General features: G+C 64.6%; 19 protein-coding genes. 11 read left to right on the forward strand and 8 right to left on the reverse strand.

What is annotated here, in order from left to right; all coding sequences use genetic code 11:
• Positions 1-197 precede the first annotated feature (197 nt).
• From ABIA42_RS07040 to ABIA42_RS07055, 4 genes are all read left to right on the forward strand, one after another.
• Positions 198-3,467, forward strand: a complete 3,270-nt coding sequence (locus ABIA42_RS07040; RefSeq protein WP_370114647.1) for a DUF2126 domain-containing protein — start codon at positions 198-200, stop codon at positions 3,465-3,467.
• A 27-nt stretch (positions 3,468-3,494) separates the two neighbouring features.
• The gene (locus ABIA42_RS07045) at positions 3,495-6,020 is read left to right on the forward strand and encodes a circularly permuted type 2 ATP-grasp protein (RefSeq protein ID WP_370114645.1); all 2,526 of its coding nucleotides are present in this window, start codon (positions 3,495-3,497) and stop codon (positions 6,018-6,020) included.
• A complete protein-coding gene (locus tag ABIA42_RS07050; RefSeq protein WP_370114643.1) occupies positions 6,017-6,895 on the forward strand; it encodes a transglutaminase N-terminal domain-containing protein in 879 nt (292 codons plus the stop codon). Before ABIA42_RS07045 ends, ABIA42_RS07050 begins: the two co-directional genes overlap by 4 nt.
• 113 nt (positions 6,896-7,008) lie before the next feature.
• Positions 7,009-8,409 carry an IS1182 family transposase gene (locus tag ABIA42_RS07055; protein ID WP_370114641.1) on the forward strand — a complete coding sequence of 467 codons (1,401 nt, stop codon included), beginning with the start codon at positions 7,009-7,011 and terminating at the stop codon, positions 8,407-8,409.
• Between the two features lie 218 nt (positions 8,410-8,627).
• Here ABIA42_RS07055 and ABIA42_RS07060 read toward each other — a convergent pair whose 3' ends face one another.
• Positions 8,628-8,813 (reverse strand): hypothetical protein, encoded by a 186-nt coding sequence (locus ABIA42_RS07060; protein WP_271528639.1) that lies wholly within the window; start codon positions 8,811-8,813, stop codon positions 8,628-8,630.
• 356 nt (positions 8,814-9,169) lie between these two features.
• Between ABIA42_RS07060 and ABIA42_RS07065 the strand changes: the two genes are divergently transcribed.
• Positions 9,170-10,144 (forward strand): ABC transporter substrate-binding protein, encoded by a 975-nt coding sequence (locus ABIA42_RS07065; protein ID WP_271528638.1) that lies wholly within the window; start codon positions 9,170-9,172, stop codon positions 10,142-10,144.
• 155 nt (positions 10,145-10,299) lie between these two features.
• Here ABIA42_RS07065 and ABIA42_RS07070 read toward each other — a convergent pair whose 3' ends face one another.
• The 5 genes from ABIA42_RS07070 to ABIA42_RS07090 form a co-directional block, all read right to left on the reverse strand.
• Entirely contained in the window at positions 10,300-11,124 is an 825-nt protein-coding gene (locus ABIA42_RS07070; protein WP_370114639.1) for a phosphodiesterase, read from the reverse strand.
• A 68-nt stretch (positions 11,125-11,192) separates the two neighbouring features.
• Complete coding sequence (locus tag ABIA42_RS07075; protein WP_370114637.1) at positions 11,193-12,467, reverse strand: ABC transporter substrate-binding protein; 1,275 nt, start codon at positions 12,465-12,467, stop codon at positions 11,193-11,195.
• A 28-nt stretch (positions 12,468-12,495) separates the two neighbouring features.
• Entirely contained in the window at positions 12,496-13,332 is an 837-nt protein-coding gene (locus ABIA42_RS07080; protein WP_370114635.1) for a carbohydrate ABC transporter permease, read from the reverse strand.
• The gene (locus tag ABIA42_RS07085; protein ID WP_370114633.1) at positions 13,329-14,279 is read right to left on the reverse strand and encodes a carbohydrate ABC transporter permease; all 951 of its coding nucleotides are present in this window, start codon (positions 14,277-14,279) and stop codon (positions 13,329-13,331) included. Before ABIA42_RS07085 ends, ABIA42_RS07080 begins: the two co-directional genes overlap by 4 nt.
• A complete protein-coding gene (locus ABIA42_RS07090; RefSeq protein ID WP_370114631.1) occupies positions 14,272-15,423 on the reverse strand; it encodes an ABC transporter ATP-binding protein in 1,152 nt (383 codons plus the stop codon). The genes ABIA42_RS07085 and ABIA42_RS07090 overlap by 8 nt, the downstream gene beginning before the upstream one ends.
• A gap of 156 nt (positions 15,424-15,579) precedes the next feature.
• On the opposite strand from ABIA42_RS07090, the gene ABIA42_RS07095 reads away from it, so the two are divergent.
• From ABIA42_RS07095 to ABIA42_RS07120, 6 genes are all read left to right on the forward strand, one after another.
• Positions 15,580-16,479: a LysR family transcriptional regulator gene (locus tag ABIA42_RS07095; protein WP_271528632.1), complete on the forward strand. Its 900-nt coding sequence runs from the start codon at positions 15,580-15,582 to the stop codon at positions 16,477-16,479.
• A gap of 226 nt (positions 16,480-16,705) precedes the next feature.
• Positions 16,706-17,533 carry an HD domain-containing protein gene (locus ABIA42_RS07100; protein WP_271528631.1) on the forward strand — a complete coding sequence of 276 codons (828 nt, stop codon included), beginning with the start codon at positions 16,706-16,708 and terminating at the stop codon, positions 17,531-17,533.
• A gap of 114 nt (positions 17,534-17,647) precedes the next feature.
• Positions 17,648-18,544 (forward strand): alpha/beta fold hydrolase, encoded by an 897-nt coding sequence (locus tag ABIA42_RS07105; RefSeq protein WP_271528630.1) that lies wholly within the window; start codon positions 17,648-17,650, stop codon positions 18,542-18,544.
• Between the two features lie 151 nt (positions 18,545-18,695).
• Positions 18,696-19,271: an HdeD family acid-resistance protein gene (locus ABIA42_RS07110; protein ID WP_271528629.1), complete on the forward strand. Its 576-nt coding sequence runs from the start codon at positions 18,696-18,698 to the stop codon at positions 19,269-19,271.
• 194 nt (positions 19,272-19,465) lie between these two features.
• The gene (locus ABIA42_RS07115; RefSeq protein WP_370114628.1) at positions 19,466-20,677 is read left to right on the forward strand and encodes an ABC transporter substrate-binding protein; all 1,212 of its coding nucleotides are present in this window, start codon (positions 19,466-19,468) and stop codon (positions 20,675-20,677) included.
• 183 nt (positions 20,678-20,860) lie between these two features.
• Positions 20,861-22,075, forward strand: coding sequence for an acyl-CoA dehydrogenase family protein (locus ABIA42_RS07120; protein ID WP_271528627.1), 1,215 nt, complete (start codon positions 20,861-20,863; stop codon positions 22,073-22,075).
• A 129-nt stretch (positions 22,076-22,204) separates the two neighbouring features.
• On the opposite strand, the gene arsA is transcribed toward ABIA42_RS07120, so the two are convergent.
• Both arsA and ABIA42_RS07130 read right to left on the reverse strand, forming a co-directional pair.
• On the reverse strand, positions 22,205-23,959 hold the full coding sequence (gene arsA, locus ABIA42_RS07125) for an arsenical pump-driving ATPase (protein WP_370114626.1): 1,755 nt from the start codon (positions 23,957-23,959) through the stop codon (positions 22,205-22,207).
• Between the two features lie 71 nt (positions 23,960-24,030).
• On the reverse strand, positions 24,031-25,218 hold the full coding sequence (locus tag ABIA42_RS07130; protein WP_370114624.1) for an acetyl-CoA C-acyltransferase: 1,188 nt from the start codon (positions 25,216-25,218) through the stop codon (positions 24,031-24,033).
• Between the last annotated feature and the right edge of the window lie 177 nt (positions 25,219-25,395).

A 25,395-nucleotide genomic window follows, 5' to 3' on the forward strand; every position in this document is an offset into this window, starting at 1 on the left:
AAGGCCGTGGATGGCCGGGACGAGCCCGGCCATGACGCTGTGGATGCTTTGGCGCACCAAACTCTCATGTCATAGATCGCCCCCGGGCTACGGGGCTACGAGGCGGATACTTCCTAGGCACGGCTTGCCCGTTGTTAGTGCTTGATCGCGCTGAGTTCAGGTGTTCTGCTCAAAAAAGCTGCTGGAGCATGCACCCCGTGTCGATCTACGTCGCATTACACCACGTCACGCACTACAAATACGACCGCCCGATCGACCTTGGCCCGCAGACCATCCGCCTGCGGCCGGCGCCGCATACGCGCACGCCGATCCTGAGCTATTCGCTCAAGGTCACGCCATCCAATCATTTCGTGAACTGGCAGCAGGATCCGCAAGGCAACTGGCTCGCGCGCTACGTCTTTCCGGAGAAGGCCACCGAGCTGAAATTCGAGGTCGACTTCACGGCGCAGATGACCGTGGTCAACCCGTTCGACTTCTTCGTCGAGCCCTATGCCGACAGTTTTCCGTTCAATTACCCGAAGGATCTCAAGACGGAGCTGGCGCCGTATCTCGAGACCGTCAAGCCCGATCGCCTGTTCGCGCAATATCTCGACGCGATACCGACTGAAGCCCCCAACACCGTCAACTTTCTGGTCGACCTCAACAGGGAGCTTCAGAAGAAGATCCGCTACATCATCCGGATGGAGCCGGGCGTGCAGACGCCTGAGGAAACGCTGTCGTCCTGCGCCGGATCGTGCCGCGACTCTGCTTGGCTCCTGATCCAAACGTTCCGCCATCTCGGCCTCGCCGCGCGTTTCGTTTCCGGCTATCTCATCCAGATCCGTCCCGACATCGATCCGATCGAGGGACCGCCCGAAGTCGAGAACGACTTTACCGATCTGCACGCCTGGGCCGAGGTCTATCTGCCCGGCGCGGGCTGGATCGGGTTCGATGCGACTTCCGGCATGCTCGCAGGCGAGGGGCACATCCCCGTCGCCGCCACGCCGCATTATCGCTCGGCGGCGCCAATTTCGGGCGGTGCCGGCTTTGCCGAGGTCGAATTCGCCTTCGATATGAGCGTGCGGCGCATCCGCGAGGCGCCGCGCATCACCAAGCCCTTTTCCGATGAGGCGTGGGCGCGGCTCAACGATCTCGGCGAGCAGGTCGACGGCGATCTCGCCGCGCAGGATGTTCGGCTCACGATGGGCGGCGAGCCGACCTTCGTCTCGGTCGACGATCTCGAAGCGGCGGAATGGAACACCGACGCTGTCGGCCCGACCAAGCGCGCGCTCGGTGACGATCTGATCCGCCGCTTGCGCACGCGCTTCGCGCCGGGCGGCCTTTTGCACTACGGCCAGGGCAAATGGTATCCGGGCGAGAGTCTGCCGCGTTGGGCCTTCGGCCTTTACTGGCGCAAGGACGGCGTTCCGATCTGGAGGAACGCCGACCTCATCGCCAAGATCGAAAATCCGCGCCGTGCGGAGGTGAAGGACGCCGAGGCCTTCATGGAAGGCACGGCGGCCCGGCTCGGCCTCGATGCCGGCTACATCATGCCGGCCTATGAGGACACCGCGTACTGGCTCCAGAAGGAGGCCGAGCTTCCCGTCAACGTCGATCCCTCCGATTCCAAATTGTCGGATCCGGAAGCCCGCGCGCGGATGGCGCGCGTGTTCAACGAGGGCCTCAACACACCGCGCGGCTTCGTGCTGCCGGTGCAGCGCTGGAACGCGCCGCCGCGCTGGCGCAGCGAGCGATGGCAACTCCGGCGCAATCATCTGTTCCTGATGCCAGGCGATTCGCCTCTCGGTTTGCGCCTGCCGATCGGGTCGCTCGGTTACGTCCCGCCCAACCAATATCCCTACATCGTCGAGCAGGACCCGATGGAGGCGCGGGACAGGCTGCCGGTGTTCACGCTCGCCGCGCGTCCGGAATCTCCGCCGCGGGCCGCGCCCGAGCATCTCAACACCTCCGTCCCGGTTCGCACCGCGATGTCGGTCGAAATCCGCGACGGCGTGCTCTGCGCCTTCATGCCGCCGGTCGAGCGCATCGAGGACTATCTCGAACTGGTCGCCGCGCTCGAAGCCACCGCGGAGGAAATGCAGCTGCAGGTCCATGTCGAGGGCTATCCGCCGCCGTTCGATCCGCGCATCGAGGTGATCAAGGTGACGCCCGACCCTGGCGTCATCGAGATCAACGTTCAGCCGGCGAAGAGTTGGCGCGACGCGGTGGAGATCACCTCCGGACTCTACGAGGACGCGGCTAAGGTGCGACTCGGCGCCAACCGCTTCCTGGTCGATGGCCGTCACACCGGCACCGGCGGCGGCAATCACGTCGTGGTCGGCGGTTCGAGCCCACAGGACTCGCCGTTCCTTCGCCGTCCCGATCTCTTGAAGAGCCTCGTGCTGTACTGGCAGCGGCATCCGTCGCTGTCCTATTTCTTCTCCGGCCTCTTCATCGGCCCGACCAGTCAGGCGCCGCGCATCGACGAGGCCCGGCACGACAGCATCTATGAGCTCGATATCGCGCTCTCGCATGTGCCGCCGCCAGGCACCCAGGCGCCGCTGTGGCTGGTCGATCGCCTGTTCCGGCATCTGCTGGTCGACATCACCGGCAATACCCACCGCGCCGAGATCTGCATCGACAAGCTCTATTCGCCGGAGGGGCCAACCGGCCGGCTCGGCCTCGTCGAGTTCCGCGCGCTCGAAATGCCGCCCGATCCGCGCATGTCGCTGGCGCAGCAGCTCCTGATCCGTGCGCTGATCGCCAGATTCTGGCGCGAGCCGCAGGCCGGCAAGTTCGTGCGCTGGGGCACCGCGCTGCATGATCGCTTCATGCTGCCGCACTTCATCTGGGACGATTTTCTGGAGGTGCTCACCGAGCTGAAGCAGTTCGGCTACCCGTTCGAGCCGGAATGGTATCTGGCCCAGCTCGAATTCCGCTTCCCCGCCTTCGGCCGCATCCATCATGGCGGCGTGACGCTGGAGCTGCGTCAGGCGCTGGAGCCCTGGCACGTGCTGGGTGAGGAGGGCTCGGCCGGCGGCACCGTGCGCTATGTCGACTCGTCGGTCGAGCGGCTTCAGGTCAAGGCGGAGGGCTTCGTCGAGGGCCGTCACATCGTCACCTGCAACGGCCGCCGCCTGCCGATGACCCCCACGGGCCGCTCGACTGAAGCCGTGGCCGGCGTCCGCTTCAAGGCCTGGCAGCCGGCCTCCGGCCTGCACCCGACCATCCCCGTTCACGCGCCCCTGACCTTTGATCTGATCGATACCTGGAACGGCCGCTCGCTCGGCGGCTGCGTCTATCACGTCGCCCATCCCGGCGGGCGCAACTACGACACCAAGCCGGTCAACACCTACGAGGCCGAGGCGCGGCGGCTGGCGCGCTTCCAGGATCACGGCCACACCCCGGGTCCGATGCAACCGCCGCCCGAGGAACGCACAAGTGAGTTTCCGCTGACCCTCGACTTGCGGACCCCGCTCCTGCAATGAGTATGCTGCGGGGGCATGGAGACGCGCATGGGCGAGGGCGCAGCCGAACAGGATGACAAGGCGGGGAAGGCGCAAGGCCAGCGTGAAGGCCAGCGCCGCCTCGCGCAATGGGTCCGCGACTATAGCCGGCTGCCCGGCATCCCCGACGAATTCCTGGCGCCGGACGGCACCCCGCGCGCGGTCTGGAGCCGCTTCTTCGACGCCTTCGGCGCGCTGGCGCCCGACGAGATCGAACGGCGCTTCGGCATGGCCGACCGCCATCTCCGCGAGGCCGGCGTCACCTACCGCGCGCCCGGCGACGACGCCGACCGGCCGTGGTCGATCAGCCATCTGCCGCTTTTGATCGACGAGGCCGACTGGCGGCAGCTTTGCGCCGGCATCACCCAGCGCGCCGAGCTGCTGGAGTGCGTGCTGCGCGACATCTATGGCGAGGGCCGGCTCGTTGCCGAAGGCGCGCTGCCGGCGGCCGCGATCGCCGGCAGCCCCGAATATCTCCGTCCCATCTGCGGCGTGCCGCCGCCCGGCGGGCGTTATCTCTCGATCTATGCCGCCGATGTCGGCCGCGGCCCCGACGGCCGCTGGTGGGTGCTCGGCGACCGCAGCCAGGCGCCATCGGGCGCGGGCTACGCGCTGGAGAACCGCCTGGTGCTCTCGCGTGCCTTCTCCGACCTCTACAAGTCGATGAACGTGCCGCGCGTCGCGCCGTTCTTCGAGGCGTTCCGCGACTCTCTTCGCGCGCGCGCCGACCGCGACGAGCCGCGGATCGGCGTGCTCACCCCCGGCAGCTTCAGCGAGACCTATTTCGAGCATGCGACGCTGGCGCGCTATCTCGGCTTCCTGCTGGTCGAGGGCGACGACCTCGCGGTCAGCGACAACCGCGTCCACATCCGCACCGTGGCCGGCCTGAAACGGCTCGACGTGCTGTTGCGCCGGGTCGATTCCAACTCGCTCGATCCGCTCGAGCTCGATGCCTCCTCGCGGCTCGGGGTCCCCGGCCTGATCGACGTGCTGCGCAAGGACGGCGTCGTCGTCGCCAACATGCCGGGCTCGGGCGTCCTGGAGGCGCGGGCGCTGCTCGGCTTCCTGCCGGCGCTCAGCCGCCGCCTGCTCGGGGAAGACCTGAAGATGCCGCACATCGCGACCTGGTGGTGCGGCCAGCGCGCGGCGCGCGACGAGGTGCTGGCGCGGCTCGACGAGGTCGCGATCGAAGGTGCCTACCGGCGCGGCGTGCCCGGGTTCGACAGCAACGGTCCGGTGCTCGCGAGCGAGCTGGACGCCGCCGACCGCCAGCGCCTGGTCGACGCCATCACCGCGCGCGGCATGGACTATGTCGGCCAGGAGGTGGTGCGGCTCTCGACCATGCCGGTGTGGGAGCAGGGCCAGCTCACGCCGCGTCCGTTCGTGCTGCGCGTGTTCGCGGCCGCCACGCCCGACGGCTGGGCCATCATGCCCGGCGGGTTCTGCCGGATCGCCGAGCAGGCCGATGCGCGCGCGGTGTCGATGGGCGATGGCGCGCGCGCCGCCGACGTCTGGGTGGTCTCCGACAAGCAGGTCCCGACCGCGACGCTGCTGCCGGCGACCGACAAGGTGCGCATCCGCCGCATCGCCGGCGTGCTGCCGAGCCGTGCCGCCGACAATCTGTTCTGGCTCGGCCGCTATCTCGAGCGCGCCGAGGCGACGCTGCGGCTGGTCCGCGCTTTGGGCTCGCCGAGCGGACCCAACAAGGGCACCGCGGCCTCGCTGCAATCGGCCGAACGCATCCAGCGCCTGCTGGTGGCCTGGGGCGCGATCTCGCAGACGTCGCGGGCGGCGCCCGGGCGCATCACGGCCGAAGCGTTGCAGAGCGCGGAGCGTTTCGGCTCGGCACTGTCGCTGGTGCGCGCGGCACAACGCACGGCGACCTCCTTGCGCGAGCGCCTGTCGCCCGATGCCTGGCAGGTCATCACCGAGATGGCCGAGCGTCTTGCCTACGAGGTCGAGGACGAGGACAGCGTGCTGAGCGCAGCCGAGCTGACCTTGCAGGAACTTGCGAGCTTTGCGGGCCTCGCGCAGGAGAACATGAACCGCGCCGCCGGCTGGCGTTTCCTCGACATCGGCCGCCGCGCTGAACGCGCCATCAACACCACGCGCTTCACGCGCCAGTTCGCCTATGACGAGGCCGGCGACGAGGATCTCGACATCCTGCTGACGCTGGTCGATTGCCAGATCACCTACCGCTCGCGTTACCTGCTGGCGCCGATCCTGGCGCCGGTGCGCGACCTCGCTGTGCTCGACGGCTACAATCCGCGATCGGTGGCGTTCCAGGTGACGACGCTGAACGAGCACATTGCCGCGCTGCCGAGCCTGAAGGAGCACGGCCTGATCGAGAAGCCGCAGCGGCTCGCGGTGGCGATTCAGGCGATGCTAGCGACCGCGGAGGCCGAGAAGCTCGAGGTCAAGACCCTGTTCGCGCTGGAGCAGGATCTGCTCAGCCTTGCCGACGCGATGGGACAGCACTATTTCCCGCACGGTCCCAATGCCAGCCGGCCGGAAAAGCTGACGGGGCTGGCGTGATCTACGACATTCGTCACGTCACCACCTACGAGTACGAGCATCCCGTCAGCTTCGCCCGCTGCACGCTGCGGCTGGAGCCGAGAAGCGGCGGCGGCCAGGAGCTGATCTCGCACGATCTCGAGATCCATCCGCGCCCGGCCGAGCGCAATGTGCGGCGCGATTTCTTCGGTACGCTCACCGAGAGCGTCGTGATCGAAGCCGCGCATCGCAATTTGCGCATCGACTCGCGCTCGCGCGTGTCGGTGTCGCGCCAGCCGCCGGCACGTGACGCGGCGAGCCCGTCCTGGGAGAGCATTCGCGACCTTGCCTTCGAGGCGACGAGCCTCGGGCCGGCTTCGCCCGTCGGCTACGTCTTTGCGAGCCCCCTGGTGCCGGTGCTGCGCCCGGTCAGCGCCTATGCCGCGGAGAGCTTTGCGCCCGGCGCAGGCATCCTCAAGGGCGCGGTCGACCTGATGCATCGCATCCGCAACCAGTTCCGCTACGACCCCAAGGCCACGGTGATCTCAACGCCGCTCGACGAGGTCTTCGACAAGCGTCACGGCGTCTGTCAGGACTTTGCCCATGTGATGATTGCAGGGCTGCGAGGGCTGGGCCTGCCGGCGGCCTATGTCAGCGGATATCTGCGCACCATTCCGCCGCCGGGCCAGCCGCGTCTGCAGGGCGCCGACGCCACCCATGCCTGGGTGTCGCTGTGGTGCGGGGTGGAGCTTGGCTGGGTCGATCTCGATCCGACCAACGATGTCCTCATTGGCAACGATCACATCGTGCTTGCAATGGGGCGCGATTTTTCCGACGTCTCGCCGGTTGACGGCGTCATCGTCGGCTCGCAGAAACAGAAGCTCGGCGTCGCCGTCGACGTGCTGCAGGTGGAGTAGGGCGTGTACTCATAAGCGTCGGCTTACCAACGGATTGTGTTGCAAAACTCCAGTTGAGGCGACTCGCGAACCGTGATTCCGTTGGTTTGAGGCGGCATTTGCGGGAGCAGCGGATGTTAGGGCGGCAGGAGAGCGGTCAGGGCCAGTTCTTTTACTCCTTTGATCTCGACAGGGTGGTGCCGGCTGATCACTTGGTACGACAAATCGACGGTTTGCTGGACCTGAGTTGGGTGCACAACGAGCTCGCTCCGTTCTACTCGCACACTGGCCGGCCTTCGATTGATCCGGTGCTCATGATCCGGATGCTGGTCTTGGGCTACGTATTTGCACTTCGTTCCGAGCGTCGGCTCTGCGCCGAGGTCCAGGTCAATCTGGCTTACAGATGGTTTTGCAAGCTCGGCATCGAGGATCATATCCCTGATCACTCGGTGTTTTGCCGGGCGCGGCGCGAACGCTTCCGTGAGAGCGATGCCTTACGCCGGGTTTTTGAGCGTGTAGTGACGCTGTGTATTTCGGCGGGGCTGGTCGGAGGCGAAGCGTTCTCAGTCGATGCGAGCCTGATCAAGGCAGATGTGAACAAGACTAGGCGACTTCCCGGCGACCAGCCTATTACCTGGCCAAAGGCGGAGGAAGCATCCCATGCGGTTCGGGAGTACATCGCAGCGCTTGATGCCGCCAATAGCGATAAGGACAGCGATGAAGACGGCGGCGGTTCAAGTGAAGGCAGCCGTCGCCGCAAGCCTCCCAAGGAAGTCTCGCTCACCGATCCGCAAGCAACATGGGTTACGAGGCCGGGCGTGGATCCATTCTTTGCTTATGATGCGAACTATCTGATCGACAACAAGGCCGGGATCATCCTCGATGCGGTAGGCACGCGCGCGAACCGTGCGGTTGAGATTGCTGTCACCCAGATCATGGTGGACCGCGTTGAGCGTCGCTTCGATCTGCGCCCCAAAAGGTTGGCAGGCGACACGGCTTACGGCGCGGTCAGACTGCTCAAATGGCTGGTGGATCGCAAGATCACGCCGCACGTTCCGGTGTGGGACAAGTCGGCACGCCCCGATGGCACCTTTAACCGAGCGGACTTCGTCTTCGACCAGAAGCGCAATGTCTATGTTTGCCCGGGTGGCGCGGAACTGACCAGCACCGGCAATATCGATCAAGGTCACATCGTTTACTACAGGGCCAGCAAGAGCGATTGCTCTGGCTGCGCCTTGAAGCCCAAATGCACGACGGCGGTCGTGCGCAAAATTACCCGCGACGTCAACGAAGATGTGCGCGATCATGTCCGTGCGCTGGCCAATACGGAAGCCTTCGAGCAATCGCGCCGCGAGCGCAAAAAGGTCGAGATGCGGTTTGCTCATATGAAGCGCATTCTCAGGCTCGACCGGCTTCGGCTGCGGGGCCTGAATGGCGTCAGGGACGAAGTGCTGCTCACAGCCACCGCGCAGAACCTGAGGCGGCTGGCCAAGCTAATCTGCCGTCCTCCGCCACAACTGGCAGTCGCGTGCTGAAATCCACCAGCAAAACGGAAACCGCCGACACCCCGTACCCAAAAAAACCGCCGAAACTCAAAAGCCAAGCTCGCCCCAAGTCAGAAACCAGTTTTGCAACACAATCCAACGCAAAGCGGAAGCCTGCCATCTAGAATGTGATCGGCAGCTTGTTGACCCGAAGCAGACGTCGTCGTCTTAGCCATCGATGTGGCCGAGCCTCAAGCGCCGCCCGCTTGCTATTTGGAGAGAAACCAGATGGCTGGTGCGGAAATCAAGCCGAGGACCACCAGCATCAGCATGAGGCGGCCGAACTTACCCCAAATGCCAAGTTCAGAGAACTCGCGGTTCGGCATTTTGTCCAGCCAACGGCGGAAGCGAGTCAAGTGCGGTCCCAGTCCGCTTAGATCCATCCATTCCAGCATTCAAACTCTCGCTATCCGAGATATTGGCAGACGCGCGTTAACCCGAGCTTGAATCCACGTTTAGAATTGAGGCCGGTGTCTCCACCCTTTGCGAAATGCCTGCCGAGACCGAGCAAGTCCGATTGGCGGTGCAGACCGGAAGTGTTCGGGACTTAGCGAAAACGGCGCTTGTGACCCAACCCGGACATCCGGGGACTGCGCAACCTCTACCGAGGAGGCTCACGATCAACGAAATATGCCCCCCGGATACGCCTTTGGACTCATCTCGGGCTGACGGTTATTTCACCGGCTCAACCCATTCAAAATTCCGAGTTGCGGGCGCATATTGTAGCGGTAGCGCACCGCGAGGTGACTTAATGAAACGCCGCGATTTTGTCACTCTCCTCGGCGCTGCCGTAGTAGCCTTGCCCCTTGCAGTCCACGCGCAGCAACCAGCGGTGCCGCGGGTCGGCTACGTCTGGAGCGGCGTTCGCGGGACGGACGTGTACTACCAGACCGGATTCCGTCAAGGACTAGCAGACCTTGGATATGTAGTGGGGCGCAACCTGCTGCTCGAAGAACGCTACGCCGACGGAAAGCCGGAGCGCGTTCCTGCGCTGATCGCTGAACTCCTCACGCTCAACGTCGATGTTCTCGTGACCCCAGGCACACCCACTTCGCAGGCTGCGCAACGTGCAACATCCACCGTGCCGATCGTCTGCATGAGCGGAGATCCAGTCAGAGCCGGTCTTGTGGCAAGCCTTGCCCAGCCAGGCGGCAACATCACTGGGCTGTCGCAGCTCTCCGGCGATTACGGCGTCAAGTGGCTGGAGTTGCTGAAGGAGGCGGCACCGAAAATGCGTCGTGTCGCCGTGTTGTGGAATCCTGACAATCCGACGACCGCCAACCAAGTCGAACTCATGCAAAACGCGGCACCCGGGCTCGGTCTCGAGTTGACAGCCCTCTCGGTGCGGCTCGCGGAAATCGAGAACAGCTTCGCCGCGCTGGGAGAGAGCGGCCTCGATGGCGTCGTCGTCACCGACGATCCATCGCTGATACCCCTCGTTCCCCGGCTGATCGCGCTCACCGCAGAACGGCGCTTACCGGCGATCTATCCATTCCGCGATTCGGCTCAGAGAGGAGGACTGATGTCGTACTCGGCCAATCTTTTCAAACTATGGCAACGCGCCGCGGGTTATGTTGATCGCATTCTCAAAGGGGCGCGTCCGGCGGAGCTACCGGTCCAGCAGACGACGGAGGTGACCCTGAATATCAACCTCAAGACCGCTAAGGCGCTCGATCTCGACATTTCAATGACGCTGCTCGCCCGCGCCGACGAGGTGATCGAATAGATGATTGCGGCGGTGCATGAGTCCGTTCCTGGCCCATCTCCGACCTAGGGTGAGGGATGCCAACGAGCCGCTATTAGAGGTGGAGCGGACTCTACAAGGCGTGCAGCGCGGGTTTATGAGTGCACTCCCTGGTAATGGTCGGCGCTCCCCTGAGTTCATCGCACCATGGTCTCGCGATCCCAGGCTTTGTAGTCGGGCGAACCTTGGGTGCGGATGGGACCGTCGTAGCCGTACTCCACCATGTGCACGGTCACATAGTCCTCCCCAAGAAATGCGACGCCGTAGGATTGCGGCAGGTCGCAGGCGCTCAGCAGGCACGTCTCGGAGAATAGCGGAAAGCTCGCATGGTTGGTGCCGCGCAGCGACGAGACGGGGACGCCGGCAATCGAGCCTGCGAGAGGCAAGTGACAATGCCCGAAGAAGACGTGGCGGATATTCGCCCGATGGCGACTGATGAGACGCCGGAACGCTGCATCGTCCAGCAGGCCGATCTGGTCGAACGGGACGAGATGCACCGGCATGGGGTTGTGGTGCATGAAGAGCAGGAATGGCCCGTCATGCTCGGCAAGCCGTGCCTCGAGCCAGGCAAGACGATCTTCGCAATAGCGGCCGGCGTGGGTTTCCGGATGGGCGGTGTCGAGGAACAGGCAGCGGCCGGCGGCGGTATCGTGGATGCCCTGGACGAAGCCGCTGTCGTCGGCGAGATCGGGGAAGACGCTCAGGAAGGCGGCGCGCCGGTCGTGGTTGCCGATGCATAGCCGCACCGGCAGCGGATATGCGTCGAGGCGCTGCTTGAGCCATTGATAGTCGGCGAGATCGCCCCAATCCGAGAGGTCGCCGGTGATCACCATCAGTTCGGCGTCATGATGATCCTTCAGCGCGTGCGCCAGCGCCAGCTCGAAATTGACCCGCGGATCGCGGCCGCCGATGGTCGAGCCGGGTGCGGTCAGGTGAATGTCGCTCAGATGAAGCAGTTTCATCGCCATCTCCAGTCATTGGTGCGGCACGGGGCGCCGATGGCGTCCCGTGCCGGCGGATGTCAGGATCCTCAGCGCGCCGCGCCGGTGGTCTTCGGCAGCAGCTTCTGCACGTCCGCGGTCATGTCGGCGAGGACGGCCTCGGGCTCCTTGGCGCGGGCGCCCGAGATGATCGAGTTGAGATGATCCTTGATCACGTCGGTGATCTTCAGGCCGTTGTCGCCGGGGAAGGCGTACCACTTGGTGAGCAGCGCGAGCTGGCTGACCGCGGTGTAGTTATTGGGGTTCTTGACGTAGAAGTCCTTCAGATAGACTTCGTTGGCGACCTTGTTCGGCGGCATGTAACCGGTGGTCTCCGCCATGATCGCGGCGCCCTTGGGGCCGGTCCAGAACTTCACCGCCTCCCAGGCCGCGTCGCGCTTGGCCTTGTCCTTGGCGAGGATCAGCACGACATTGCCGCCGGCCGGCAGCCGGCCGTTCGGAGAGACGACGTCCGGGAACGGGATCGTCTTCAGCGCGAACTTGCCGCCGGTCATCTGCGTGACCTTGTTGAGGTCCGAGGTCGAGGTGATGTGGAAGCCAGTCTTGCCGGCCGCGAACGTCGCGCGCATCGACGGCTGGTCGAGATTGGGCATGCCGCCCTCGTTGACGAGCCGCGCAATCGTGTTGATGGCGAACTTGCCTTCCGCCCCGTCGAACGCGACCTTGGTCTCGTCGGCATTGAGCATGGTGCCGCCGCGCGCGAAGACCGGCGCCTGCCACAGCCAGTTGCCGGTGATGTCCCAGGCATAGGTGACACCGTTGGTGTCGTTGCCGAGCGCCTTGACCTTCTTGGCGAGCGCGATCAGCTCGTCCCAGCTCTTCGGCAGGTTGTTCACGTCGCCGCCGGCCTGCTTCACGAGGTCGAGATTGACGTAGACGATCGGCAGGGAGATCGCGAAGGGAAGGGCATAGACCTTGCCGCCGGCGGTGCCGATGTCGTACATCGCCTGGTGGAAGCCCTGCTTGTCGAAGTCCTTTTCGGCCGCGATGTAGCCGCCGAGCTCGGCCGGGATGTTCTTGTCGACCAGGACGCGGATGCGGTTCAGGCCCTGGAAGGACACGTCGGGCATCTGATTGGTGACGGCTTCGCGCAGCACCTTCTGGGTGGCGTCCTCGTAGGATTCGTAAGGCGCCCGCATCGTGACCTTGATCTCCGGGTGCACCTTGGCGAACTCCTCGGCGATGCGCTTGTGGGTCTCGGTGAACAGCTCCGGATAGGGATACTGCATCACGATCTCGGTCTGCGCGAGGGCAGAGCCGGCCGCAAGCGACAGAGCCGCCGCGGCGATGATGGACTTCAGCATGGATAGACTCCTGTTTGAGGTGACGCGGTTACTTGATGCCGGTGAGGGTGATGCCCTCGATGAAACGGCGCTGGGCGAAGAGAAAGGCGATGACGAGCGGCGCGATGATCACCATCGCCGCGGCCATCAGCGGGCCGTAGCTGGTGCCGGCCTCATTGTTGCGGAAATGCGCGACCGCAAGCGGCGGCGTACGCAGCTGCTCGCTGTTGAGCACGATCAGCGGCCAGAAGTAGTCGTTCCAATGCGCGACCACGGAGAAGATGCCGAAGGCGGTCACGGCCGGAATCGCGGCCGGCAGCATCACCCGCCAGACGATGCCGAACTCGGAGATGCCGTCCATGCGCGCGGCATCGACGAGATCGTCCGGCACGGTCTTGAAGAACTGGCGCATCAGGAAGATGCCGAACACCGAGATCGTGAAGGGCAGAACGAGCGCGGCATAGCTGTCGAGCAGGCCGGCCTTGTGCAGCATCAGGAAGACGGGGACCGCGGTCGCCTGCGGCGGGATCAGGATCCCGAACAGCACGAGCGCAAACAGCGTCTCACGGCCGAGGAAGCGAAGCTTTGCCAGCGCATAGGCCGCCGGCAGCGCCACCATGACCTGCAGCACGAAGATCGAGATCGTGACGATGACGCCGTTGATCAGGAAGCGCAGCAGATTGGCCTTGGCGAAGGCTTCGCGCAGGTTCTCCGCCAGCGCGAACTGGTGCGGGATCAGGTGCAGCTCGCTGGAAAAGATCTCGGTCTGCGGCTTGGACGCCGTCGAGATCATCCAGATGAAGGGCGCCAGCATGAGCGCGGCGCCTGCGATCAGCAGTACGTGGCGGAGGATCGCCCGGAACGGGATGGGATGCGCGGAGCTCATGTGTAGTGCACGCCGCGATCGGCGAGCCTCGATTTGATCAGGGTGAGCAGGAGAACGAAGACCAGGAAAACGACGGTGATCGCCGCGGCATAGCCCGAGCGGAAAAACTCGAATCCTTCCGTGTACATGGTGTGGATCAGCACCTCGGTGGATTTCGAGGGGCCGCCCTTGGTCAATACGTGCACGGTGTCGAACACCTGGAACGAGCGGATGCCGGAGATCACGACGACGAAGGTCGTGACCGGCCCCAGCATCGGCCAGGTCACGAGGCGGAAGCGGGCCCAGCCGCTCGACGCGCCGTCGATTTCGGCTGCCTCGTAGAGCTGCTTGGGAATGGAGACGAGGCCGGCGAGGAACAGCACCATGTTGAAGCCGACCGCCTGCCAGATGCCGATCGCGCACAGGGCATAGAGGGCGGTGCTGCGGTCCTGCAGCCAGGAAAAGGCCGGCAGCCCGGCGCCGCGCAACATCCCGTTCACCAGGCCGAATTGCGGGTGCAGCATGAACTCCCACACCACCGCCATGGCGATCAGGGTCGCCATGACGGGCAGGAAATAGATCGTCCGGTAGAGGCTGCGCAGGCTGGTGCCGCTCTGGATCAGAAGCGCGATGGCAAGGCCTGCGATCACGGCGCCGGGCACCACGATTACGACGTAAGCCAGCGTGTTGCGCAGCGCGGTCCAGAACACCTTGTCGGCGAACAGGTCCTGGTAGTTGGCGAGGCCGATCCAGGAGAAATGCGGCGCGCCGAGCTGATAGTCGGTGAAGGAGAGGGCGATCACGCCGGCGAGCGGACCAAGCAGCATGATCAGCATCAGCGCCGCGGCCGGCGTCACCAGGGCGTAAGCGGAGTATGTCCGCCGGCTGCCATGGGCCGGCAGCGTGCGCCGTGTCGCGCCCGCGGGAGCAGCGATGGCTGCGTCAATGGTCATGGAGCCGTCAGACATGGGCGGGCTCACGGACGCGCTCGGGCTGCTCCAGTCTGAGCTCGATCCGCTTCCCGGCCGGATCGAAAATTCGCACCGCGTCGGGGGCGAAACCGAAGGTGACGGAGCTCGCCATCGCAGGCAAATGCCTGACGTCCGCGAGCCGAGCGATCAGGCGCAGTCCGGCGCCTTCGATCGCAAGGTGCACGAAAGCTTCCGCACCGAGATTCTCCAGATGGACCACGGTTCCGGAGAACGGCCCCGCGCCGACGTCGATCCGCTCCGGGCGGACACCGACGCGGCATTCGCCGGCTGCCGCATTGCACGAAAGCTTCAGGGCAGTCCCGAGCACGTCGATGCCGCCGTCCTTCCGGATCCGGCCGGGGAGGACGTTGATCTTGGGGCTGCCGATGAATTCGGCGACACGGATGTCGCCGGGGTCGTTGTAGATCTCCGCAGGCGTCCCGGCCTGAATCAATTCACCGCCCATCATGACGGCGATCCGGCTCGACATCGTCATCGCCTCGGCCTGGTCGTGCGTGACGTAGACGAACGTCGCCTTGAGACGGCGATGCAGCTCGGCGAGTTCTGCGCGCATATGGACACGCAGCTTTGCGTCGAGATTGGAGAGCGGCTCATCGAACAGGAAAGCCAGCGGCTCGCGCACCATGGCGCGTCCGACCGCGACGCGCTGCCGCTGTCCGCCGGACAATTGCCCGGGCTTGCGCCGCAGCAATGGCGCGATGTCGAGCTGCTCGGCGATCCCTTCGACGTCGGCCTGGATGTGCCGTTCCTTGGCGCGCCGGCCCGGCAGCAGCTTGCCGAGCAGCGGCAGCCGTTCGATCGCCGAGAGGCGCCGCATCCGCAACGGCACTGCAATGTTGTCGAAGGTACTCAGATGCGGGTAGAGCGCGTAGGATTGGAAGACCATCGCGAGGTTGCGCGCGCTCGGGCGAATGGCGTCCACGGGGCGGCCGTCGATGTGGACCTGGCCGGAATTCTGCGGCTCGAGGCCGGCAATGATGCGGAGCAGGGTCGACTTGCCGCAGCCGGAAGGACCGACCAGCGAGATGAACTCGCCGTCCTCAATTCGGAAATCAATGCCCTTCAGGACGTCGGTGCCGTCAAAGGACTTGCGGATTGCGGAAAGTTCGATCTGCGCCATGCGCGCTTGGTCCCCTGCTGGCCTTGTTGCGGCGCATGAGGAGTAGGGAGCGCATCTGACATTCACATAACGGTCAATGGCGGTCCCTATGGTCATCCCAGGTTTTGCTTTTGCCGGGTCCAGAAGACGGGGAGTATCGATTTTGGGGGTGTTGTGGTGGCGTTGACGTCGTCGCGCGTCCGGGCCGTCAATGCGGTGTTCGAGACCGGCAGCTTTGCGGCCGGAGCGAGGCGGCTGGGGGTGTCGCAGCCGGCCGTTGCCCAGCTTGTCCGCGATCTGGAGGCCGAGTTCGCGGTTGCGCTGTTCGACCGGCACGGCCAGACTCTGATCGCGACGCCGCTGTGCCGCCGGCTCTACGCAGCGACGAGCCGCATGCAGGCGATCGAGGCGGACGCACTGGCCATCCTGCAGCAGCGCGATGAGCTCACGGGAGGTGAGCTCCGCATCGGGCTCGGCAACGCCATGCCGGGCATGGCGCTGATCGCGGCGTTCCGTAATCTGTATCCGAAGATCCAGATCAACATCGAGATCGGCAGCTGGTCGGCGATCATGGCCGCCGTGGTCGATCAGCGCGTCGACGTTGCCGTCTTGCCCGAGGTGCCGCAGGACAACCGCTTCCGGCGCGAGCCCTGCGTGCAGCAGCGCGTCGTGGCGATCTGTCATCCCGTTCACGAGCTCAGTCGTGAATCGCGCGTGTCCATCGCCGGCCTCGTGCAATATCCGCTGGTCTTTCGGACCCGGGATTCCGCGACCCAGCGCGCCGTGGACAGGGCTCTCCGCGCCGTCAACCTGCGCGCCACTCCCGCGATCATCGTCAATACACGCGAGGGGATGCTGGAGGCGGTCGCCAACCGGCTTGGTGTCGGCTTTGTCTGGGAGCACGGCTCGAGCCGCATCGACCGGATCGCGAAGGTGGCGATCACGGAGATCGAGGCGGAGTCACCCGAATACATCTTCTCGCTGGCCGGCAAACGCGGCAAGCTGGTCGAGCTGTTCTATCTGGCCAGAAGTCTTTCGCGCTCGGCCGAAGGTGCCGCCATGCTGGCCGCGCCCTGATGCGGCAATCGGGCCTGGAGTCGACCCCGGCCCTCCGGCGCCTTGGTTGTGGTGTACTGTGGCGTCAACCATGATGTTGCGCGGCGGGACGGCAAGATATTTACGTATTTTTGCTCCGGAGTTTGGTGACCCGGCCCAAGATGGGCTATGCTTCCCGCTACGTCGAGGACAAGAATGAGACGTCGGGAGATGGCATGGGACACCAGCGGCGGACGGGGCTGCATCCATGATGACGCTACCGAGACTGGCGGCCGAAACCCTCGAGAAGATGCTGGGCTCGTTCATGCGTCGCCGGTACGACGAGACCTCTGCCAGGGTTCTGGAGGGATCGACGCGCACCGCGATGGAATGCATCGGCAACAGCGACGCGCTCTATCACAACATCGAGCATACGATGCTTGTGACGCTCGCTGCCCAGGCGATTCTCACCGGACGCAATCTCCATGCGCATCTTGAGGCGGAAGATTACCTCCACATCCTGATCGCCTGCCTCGCGCATGACATCGGCTATGTCCGCGGCCTGTTTCCGGAGGATGACGAAGACGGTTTCATCGTCGACGAGGCCGGGACCAAGGTGTCGCTGCCGCGCGGCGCGTCGGATGCCAGTCTGATGATGTATCACGTCGATCGCTCGAAGCTCTTCGTGCGGCGGCGGTTGCCGCCCATCCGCGGCCTCGACTCTGAGCGCATCGCCCGCGCCATCGAAGGCACGCGCTTCCCGGCCCGCGAGGGCCAGGAATACGACGAGGAAGCCTCGATCCTGCGCGCAGCCGACTTCATCGGCCAGCTCGGCGATCCCAACTATCTGCGCAAGGCCAACGCGCTCTATTACGAGTTCGAGGAGGTCGGCATCAACCGTCAGCTCGGCTACGACTCGCCCGCCGACATCGTCAACCGCTACCCGCAATTCTATTGGAACAGCGTCGCACCGCACATCCAGACCGAGATCGGCTATCTCAACAAGACCGAGATCGGCCGGCAATGGATCGCCAACCTCTACAGCAACGTGTTCCGTGCCGAACGCGACATCTCGCTGTCCGGTCCGCAGAGATAGGCCGGGTTCCTGCAGCCCGGATGAGCGCCGCGATATCCGGGGGGAGATGACGCCTGATCCCGGATCTCGCTGCGCTCATCCGGGCTACGATCGCGATCAACCGCTGAGCAAATCATGCAACAGAAAACCATTGCCACGGATGTTCTCGACATCGCCTATCGCGAATACGGCGCGCCGGACGGCTGGCCCTGCATCCTCGGGCACGGCTTTCCCTATGACGTGAACGCCTACGCGGTCGCCGCGCCGATCATCGCCGAGGCAGGCGCACGGGTGCTGGTGCCCTGGCTGCGCGGCTATGGCCCGACGCGCTTTCGTTCCGCCGAGACGCTGCGGTCCGGCGAGCAGGCCGCGCTTGGCGCCGATCTTCTAGCGTTCATGGATGCGCTCGGCATCGAGCGCGCCGTCGTCGGTGGCTATGACTGGGGCGGACGTGCGGCCTGCGTGGTCTCGGCGCTCCATCCGGAACGCGTGATCGGGCTCGTCTCCGGCAATTCCTACAACATCCAGAACATCGCCCGCGCCATGGAACCGGCCTCGCCGCCGGAGGAGGCGGCACTCTGGTATCAATATCTCTTCCACAACGAGCGCGGCCGCCGCGCGCTGGAGCGCAACCGCCGCGGCTTTGCCCGTCAGCTCTGGGCGATGTGGTCGCCCAAATGGTCGTTCGACGACGCGACGTTCGAAGCAAGCGCTGTGTCCTTCGATAATTCCGATTTCGTCGATGTCGTGATTCACTCCTATCGCCACCGCTACGCGCTGGTGGCGGGCGACCCCGCCTATGCCGCGATCGAGGCGAAGCTCGCCGCCCAGCCGCCGATCCGCGTTCCGACGATTGCGATCGATGGCGACAGCGACGGCGTCAATCCCGGCACGGCCCACCACGCGCGCAAGTTCGAGGGGTTTTTCGAGCGGCGCGTCTTCAAGGATGCCGGCCACAACCTGCCGCAGGAGCGGCCCGCCGAATGGGCCCAGGCCGTGCTCGACGTTCGCAACGCTGCCGAGCGCGCCTGATCATTGCAGGACATGGCAGACGTATTCGCCGCATTCGATCTTGATTTGCGTCAATGTTGCTGCCGATGAGGAGTGTTCTGCTGGCTGTCGTCCCGGTCCGGTTCGTGCTATCTTGAATTGTGCCTCCGGGCTTTGCACAGGAGTGGCGGCCATGACGAGTGCTTCGGATACGTCTCACCAGGCGAGCCTCGGTTCGGGCATCGCCGCGCTGCATGCCAAATGGGGCTGGATCGTCGCGCTCGGCGTCGTCTATGTGATCGCCGGCTTCGTCGCTCTCGGCAGCGTCGTGATGGCGACGGTGGCGAGCGTGATCGTGGTTGGCGCGATGATGATCGTGGCTGGTGTCGCCGAGGTGATCGGCGCATTCCAGGTGAAGAGCTGGGGAAAATTCCTGATCTGGGCGCTGCTCGGCGTGCTCTATATCGTCGCCGGCTTCCTGACCTTCGCGAATCCGCTGCTCGCGGCAGTCCTGCTGACGCTGTTTTTGGGGGCATCGCTGATCGCCTCGGGCGCCGTCAGGCTCTTTCTCGCCTTCAGCATGAAACGCGAGAGCCCGTGGGTGTGGGTTGCGCTCTCCGGCGCGATCACGTTGCTGCTCGGCCTGCTCATCGTGGCGCGCTGGCCCGTGAACAGCGTCTACATCCTCGGCCTGTTTCTCGGTATCGACCTGATCATGGCCGGTGCCGGCTGGATCAGCCTCGGCTTTGGCTTGAAGCGACGAGGTTAGGCGCAGATCTCTCTTCATCTCTCCCGTCGGGACAGGTGAAGCGAGGGCTTCATGCGCCAGGCCGACGCGGGCCATCAGCAACTCGACGCAAGACCATCTTGCGGAACTCGGCTGATCTGACGCGCTGACAATAAAGCAGCACGCCGCGCAAGCGTTGACCGCTTCGCGCGGGCGATCATCACCGGGGAGAAACCATGAGAGCCGCTTTGGCCCTGGCCGCAGCGCTGGCTGCCGGCTGCCTGTCCACGCCCGTTTCCGCGCAGAAATCCTACGGTCCTGGCGTCAGCGACACCGAGATCAAGATCGGCAACACCATGCCCTATAGCGGCCCGGCCTCGCCGCTCAGCATCACGGGCAGGGTGATCTCGGCCTATTTCGACGAGATCAACGAGAAGGGCGGAGTTGGCGGCCGCAAGCTCAATCTGATCTCGCTGGACGATGCCTTCTCCCCGCCCAAGACCATGGAAGCGGCGCGGCGCCTCGTCGAGGGCGACGGCGTCGCCTTCATCTTCGCGACCATGGGCACCGCGCCGAGCTCGGCCATCGCGAAGTATCTTAACAGCAACAAGGTGCCGCAGCTCTTCTTGATCAGCTCGGCCTCGAAGTGGAACGATCCCGCCAACATGCCCTGGTCGATGGCGCTGCCCTGGGCGCCGAACTACACCAGCGAAGCCGCGATCGACGTCGCCTATGCCCGCGCCAAGAACCCGAATGCGCGCTTTGCTGTGCTCTATCAGAACGACGATGCCGGCAAGGAATATCTGCGCGGCGTCAAGGAGGCGCTCGGCGCCGACGCCGACAAGGCGATCGCGATGGCCTCGAGCTTCGAGGTCGCCGACCCAACCGTCGATTCCCAGGTGCTGACGCTGGCCAATACCAAGGCCGACGTCTTCCTGATCTATTCGGTGACGCCGCGCGCCTGCGCGCAGGCGATCCGGAAAGCTCATGAGGTGGGCTGGAGGCCGACGCGCTTCCTCGCGAGCGGCTGTGCCAACAAGGCGACCGTGATGGTGCCGGCCGGCCTCGACGCGGGCAAGGGCGTGCTGTCGCTCGGCTCGCTCAAGCCGTTCGTCGCCGAGCCCAAGGACGATCCGGCGATGACGGCCTATATCGATTTCATGAAGCGCCGCCTGCCCAACGCCGACGTCAACAACGTCGCCGGCCTCTATGGCTACACCGTCGCCGAGGCGCTGGTGGTCCTGCTGAGGCAGTGCAAGGACAACCTGACGCGTGAGAACATCATGGCGCAGGCGGCCAACCTGAAGAACGTGCCGCTGTCGCTGCTGATGCCCGGCATCACCCTCAACACCACGCCGCAGGATTTCCGCCCGATCAAGGACGGCTACATGCTCCAGTTCGACGGCAACGACTGGGTCGTGGCGAGCGAGCTCCTGCGCGGCACGTGAAGGGTAGGCCGCAGAGACGGTGCACCCTCTCCCCTTGTGGGAGAGGGTGGATGCGCGAAGCGCAGCCGGGTGAGGGGTATGGCTCCGCGAGTCGTCTCTACATTTGAACTCGCGGAAACAACCCCTCATCCGGCGCTTCGCGCCACCTTCTCCCACAAGGGGAGAAGGGAACAGGAGACCACCATGGACTTTCAACACTCTCCCCGTTCGCTCGAGCTGCAGGACCGCGTCCGCCAGTTCATGCGGACGCATGTCGAGCCGGTCGAGGAGCTCTATTACGAGCAGGTCAAGCCGGAAGCATCGCGCTACAAGACGCCGGCTGTCTTGCAGGACCTGAAGCGGCTGGCACGCGAGCAGGGGCTCTGGAACCTGTTCCTGTCCGGCGAGCATGGCCCGGGCCTGACCAATCTCGAATATGCGCCCGTGAAGGAGATCATGGGCCGCATCCTCTGGGCGCCCGAGGTGTTCAACTGCTCGGCGCCCGACGTCGGCAACATGGAGGTGCTCGCCAATTACGGCACGAAGGCGCAGCAGGAACGCTGGCTGAAGCCGCTGCTGGAGGGACGCATCCGCTCTGGCTTCTCCATGACGGAGCCGCAGGTTGCCTCCAGCGACGCCACCAACATCCAGTGCGAGATCCGCCGCGACGGCGGCGACTACGTCGTCAACGGCCGCAAATGGTTCACGTCAGGCGCGATGAACGAGGATTGCGAGATCCTGATCGTGATGGGCAAGACCGCGCCGGATCATCCCGACCGCCATCGCCAGCAATCCATGATCCTGGTGCCGAAGAATACGCCCGGCGTCCGCATCGTTCGCGACATGCTCACTTACGGCTATGACGACGCCCCGGTCGGCCACCCCGAGATCGTCTACGAGAATGTCCGCGTGCCCGCGGAGAACATTTTGCTCGGCGAAGGCCGCGGCTTCGAGATCGCGCAAGGCCGGCTCGGCCCCGGCCGCATCCACCATTGCATGCGGCTGATCGGCTGCGCCCAACGCGCGCTGGAATTGATGTGCCAGCGCGCGGTCTCGCGCACGGCTTTCGGCAAGCCGCTCGCCGAGCAGGGCTCGGTGCGCGAGGACATCGCGCACTCCTTCTGCGAGATCGCGCAGGCGCGCCTCTTGACGCTGCAGGCCGCCGACAAGATGGACCGTGAAGGCAACAAGGCCGCGCGCGACCTGATCGCGGCGGCCAAGATCGTGGTGCCCAGCATGGCCGCCCGCGTCATCGACCGCGCCATCCAGATCCACGGCGCCGCCGGCGTCTCCCAGGACACCTTCCTCGCGCGCGCCTATGTCTACGCCCGCTTCATCCGCATCGGCGACGGGCCGGACCAGGTGCATCTCGCCGCTGTGGGCAAGGAGCTGATCCGGCGTGGCGGGGTGATGGGGTAGGGCTGCGACTTTCCTGCGGCAGGCAGTCGCAAGACCCGCTCATGATTATATTGCAATCGTAGCGCAAGCGAGCAATTGCTGCGCTTCGCCTTTTGACCCTGCCGCAGCCGTCACACCGTCGAACAACGTTCATGACAGACTGCGCAGCTCTTCCACGCCGATTGGCGGCTTTACGCGCCATCCGACAATGAAAGCGCGCTTTGCGAGCCCGTTCTGAACGCGAGCGATCTGCGTTCGCTCTCTCTCGAGCCGAAGCCGCAGCAGGGGATCGCGAGTTCCCGAGACGGCGAGGCTCTTGTTGATGACCCAGCCGTATGGTTCGACGCCGGCACGCCGCAAGTCATCTTGAAGGGAAGCGGCCTCGGAAACCGGCGTCGTCTCCGGCAGCGCCACGAGGATGATCTTTGTGTGGTTCGGATCCTGCAGCCTCATCAACGGGGTAACGATACGTCCTGCACCGGTCGGTGCAACCTGGCTTGTCACCTGGCGGTGATAGGCGCCGGTCGCGTCCAGCAGTAGGAGCGTGTGGCCTGTCGGCGCCGTATCGAGCACGACGAAAGCGCTCCGGGCCTCCGCAACAATGTGTGAGAAGGCGTGGAACACGGCGACCTCTTCGGTGCATGGCGAAGCGAGGTCTTCGAGCAGCAGAGCCTTGGCCTGCTCGTCCAGGTCCCGGCCCCGGCTCGCCATTATCTTTGCGACATACCGCTCCGTTTCAACCCGGGGGTCGATCCGGTCGACCGTCAGACCGGGCATTGCGCCATCGACGACGAAGCTGACGTGAGCTGCGGGATCGGTCGTGCTGAGATGAACGGCATGTCCGCGCTTGGCCAATCCCGCGGCGATGGCCGCGGCGATCGTCGTCTTTCCGACGCCCCCCTTACCCATGACCATGATGAGGCCATGCTTGTCCTGCGCGATATCATCGACCAACCGATTCAGGCCCGGCAGATCGACCGGTTCAGTGCCGGGCTCGGCGGATACGAGCGATGGCTGATTGCTGGGTGACAAAAGTGCCCGCAGAGCCACCAGGCCGACGATGTCGAACCCAAGCAGAGGAATTTCGTCGCGCTGCAGTTTCGTGAGCGATGCAGGCATTGCGGCCAGTGCCTCGTCCTGATCCCGCTCGAGGGCAACTGCGACGACATCGGTCGGGTCCGTGGCGTGGAAGCGCCCATTCACCACGAGAAGCTGGTTCGAGAGATTGAGCGCGTCAAGTTCGGCCGCCGTTCTGGCCGCCTCGCGGATCGCACCCCGGTCGGCGCGGGTGACCAGAATGATGGTGGTCTGCTTGGAATTGCCCAAGGCTTGGAGCGCCTTGCGAAAGCGATCCTCCTGCATCTTCAGACCTGAATGCGGCCCGAGGCAGGATGCTCCCCGATCGTTGTCCTTGAGAAAGCCGGTCCATGCCTTTGGCAGGCTCAGGAGCCGCAACGTGTGACCGGTCGGGGCGGTGTCGAATATGATGTGATCGAACCCCGCGATATCGCCGTCCAGCAGTCCCACGAACTCGTCAAAGGCAGCTATTTCGGTGGTGCAGGCGCCGGAGAGCTGCTCGCGCACAGTCGATCGCTCGTCAGGAGAAACCTCCGGTCCGAGCTGTTCAAGCACTTTAATGCGATAGTTTTCGGCCGCAGCCTCGGGATCGATATTCATCGCCGAAAGTCCGGTCGCGTTTGGCACCGGGGTGGGGCGATCGGTCAAAGTGACCTCGAGCATCTCGTCGAGATTCGACGCAGGGTCGGTGCTGACGATGAGGACGCGCAGTCCGCGGTCGGCCAGGCTAACGGCCGTGGCGCACGCAAGAGAGGTCTTGCCCACTCCCCCCTTGCCGGTAAAGAACAGATATGGTGTTGGGGCGGTCAGCGCGCGAAAGTGGGGCAATATAGGCAGTCCTCAGGCCGCAGAGGTCACGCGACATGATCCGATCGGTCCGGATGCCGCGTGAGCACTGCTCAATTCATCGATTCAAGCGCAAGCGCAATCCCCTGACCGCCGCCGATGCAGAGAGTGACGATACCCTTTTGGATACCGTCGCGCTTCATCGAATGCAGCAATCGAGTGGTCAGCACCGCGCCGCTGGCTCCGATCGGGTGACCATGTGCGATCGCACCGCCTTCCACATTGACGATGCTTGCATCGAGACCCAGGTCCTTCGCAACCGCAATTGCGATCGCCGCGAAGGCTTCGTTGATCTCGATGCGCTGGACATCCGATACCTTCCAGCCGGCCCGTTCGAGCGCCTGCTTCACTGCCGGCACCGGCCCCAAGCCGAACATGCCTGGTTCGACAGCGCCTATCCCGTAGGCGACCAGACGCGCCATCGGCAGCAAACCCTTCTTGTCGGCCCAGGCGCGATCGGCGACGATCATCGCCGACGCGCCGGTATTGAGCCCGGGCGCGTTACCGGCGGTAATGGTGCCGTCTTTACGGAAGGCTGGCTTCAGCTTGCCGAGGCTTTCCATCGTCGTATCGGGCCGGTTGTGCTCATCCTTGTCGAAATGTGCTGGACCCTTGCGGGAGGCAATTTCGACCGAAGCGATTTCTGCGGCGAACTTGCCGGCAGCCTGGGCAGCGGAGAAGCGCTTTTGCGAGCGTTCGGCCCAACGGTCTTGCTCTTCGCGGGTGATCTGATGCGAGGCTGCGAGATCCTCGGTATGCCATCCGGAATGTTGCCCGGAGAAGGCGTCATTCAGGCCGTCCATCAGCATCGCATCGAAGATCTTCGCATCGCCCATGCGATAGCCCCAGCGCCCGGAACCCATGAGATACGGCGCGCGGTCCATGTTCTCCATGCCTCCGGCAACCGCGCTGTCGACGAACCCGAGCATCACCTCCTGGGCCGCGCTTGCAATCGCCTGAGCACCGGAGCCACAGACCCGGTTGACCGTCAGTGCCGGGACAGCGACGGGGACGCCGCCATTGATGGCCGCTTGCCGGGCTGGATTCATCTTGTTGCCGGCCTGGATCACGTTGCCCATGACGATGGTGCCGACATCGCCGGGCGACAGCTTTGCGCGCTCGAGCGTTGCACGGATCGCCACGGCGCCGAGATCGACAGCCGGCAAATCCTTCAGCGTGCCGCCATACGTGCCGATGGCGGTGCGCACGGGTGAACAGATCACGACTTCCTTATTGGCCATTGGTCATCTCTCGCTCTCGCTGCATCGCTCTGCGATGGGGCATCTTGCGAAGTTTATGAACGACCCGGCCGAGGCTCTGTTGAGATGGATCAACGGAGCGGAGGAACCAATCTGAATCAATGGTCCGATCTCGGCCTCAGGCGGGCAAGCGCTTCCTCCGGCGACGGGCCGGATCAG

The organism is Bradyrhizobium sp. USDA 327, from assembly GCF_041262065.1.
GTDB classification, from domain to species: Bacteria; Pseudomonadota; Alphaproteobacteria; order Rhizobiales; family Xanthobacteraceae; genus Bradyrhizobium; species Bradyrhizobium liaoningense.

What these genes read in the sequence shown, in the direction of transcription:
- ABIA42_RS07070 (WP_370114639.1), bottom strand. Translation starts at nt 11,124, where the DNA reads ATGAAACTGCTTCATCTGAGCGACATTCACCTGACCGCACCCGGCTCG.
- ABIA42_RS07120 (WP_271528627.1), top strand. Translation starts at nt 20,861, where the DNA reads ATGGACTTTCAACACTCTCCCCGTTCGCTCGAGCTGCAGGACCGCGTC.
- ABIA42_RS07060 (WP_271528639.1), bottom strand. Translation starts at nt 8,813, where the DNA reads ATGCTGGAATGGATGGATCTAAGCGGACTGGGACCGCACTTGACTCGC.
- ABIA42_RS07065 (WP_271528638.1), top strand. Translation starts at nt 9,170, where the DNA reads ATGAAACGCCGCGATTTTGTCACTCTCCTCGGCGCTGCCGTAGTAGCC.
- ABIA42_RS07085 (WP_370114633.1), bottom strand. Translation starts at nt 14,279, where the DNA reads ATGTCTGACGGCTCCATGACCATTGACGCAGCCATCGCTGCTCCCGCG.
- ABIA42_RS07105 (WP_271528630.1), top strand. Translation starts at nt 17,648, where the DNA reads ATGCAACAGAAAACCATTGCCACGGATGTTCTCGACATCGCCTATCGC.
- ABIA42_RS07080 (WP_370114635.1), bottom strand. Translation starts at nt 13,332, where the DNA reads ATGAGCTCCGCGCATCCCATCCCGTTCCGGGCGATCCTCCGCCACGTA.
- ABIA42_RS07130 (WP_370114624.1), bottom strand. Translation starts at nt 25,218, where the DNA reads ATGGCCAATAAGGAAGTCGTGATCTGTTCACCCGTGCGCACCGCCATC.
- ABIA42_RS07055 (WP_370114641.1), top strand. Translation starts at nt 7,009, where the DNA reads ATGTTAGGGCGGCAGGAGAGCGGTCAGGGCCAGTTCTTTTACTCCTTT.
- ABIA42_RS07110 (WP_271528629.1), top strand. Translation starts at nt 18,696, where the DNA reads ATGACGAGTGCTTCGGATACGTCTCACCAGGCGAGCCTCGGTTCGGGC.
- ABIA42_RS07115 (WP_370114628.1), top strand. Translation starts at nt 19,466, where the DNA reads ATGAGAGCCGCTTTGGCCCTGGCCGCAGCGCTGGCTGCCGGCTGCCTG.
- ABIA42_RS07075 (WP_370114637.1), bottom strand. Translation starts at nt 12,467, where the DNA reads ATGCTGAAGTCCATCATCGCCGCGGCGGCTCTGTCGCTTGCGGCCGGC.
- ABIA42_RS07090 (WP_370114631.1), bottom strand. Translation starts at nt 15,423, where the DNA reads ATGGCGCAGATCGAACTTTCCGCAATCCGCAAGTCCTTTGACGGCACC.
- ABIA42_RS07100 (WP_271528631.1), top strand. Translation starts at nt 16,706, where the DNA reads ATGATGACGCTACCGAGACTGGCGGCCGAAACCCTCGAGAAGATGCTG.
- ABIA42_RS07045 (WP_370114645.1), top strand. Translation starts at nt 3,495, where the DNA reads ATGGGCGAGGGCGCAGCCGAACAGGATGACAAGGCGGGGAAGGCGCAA.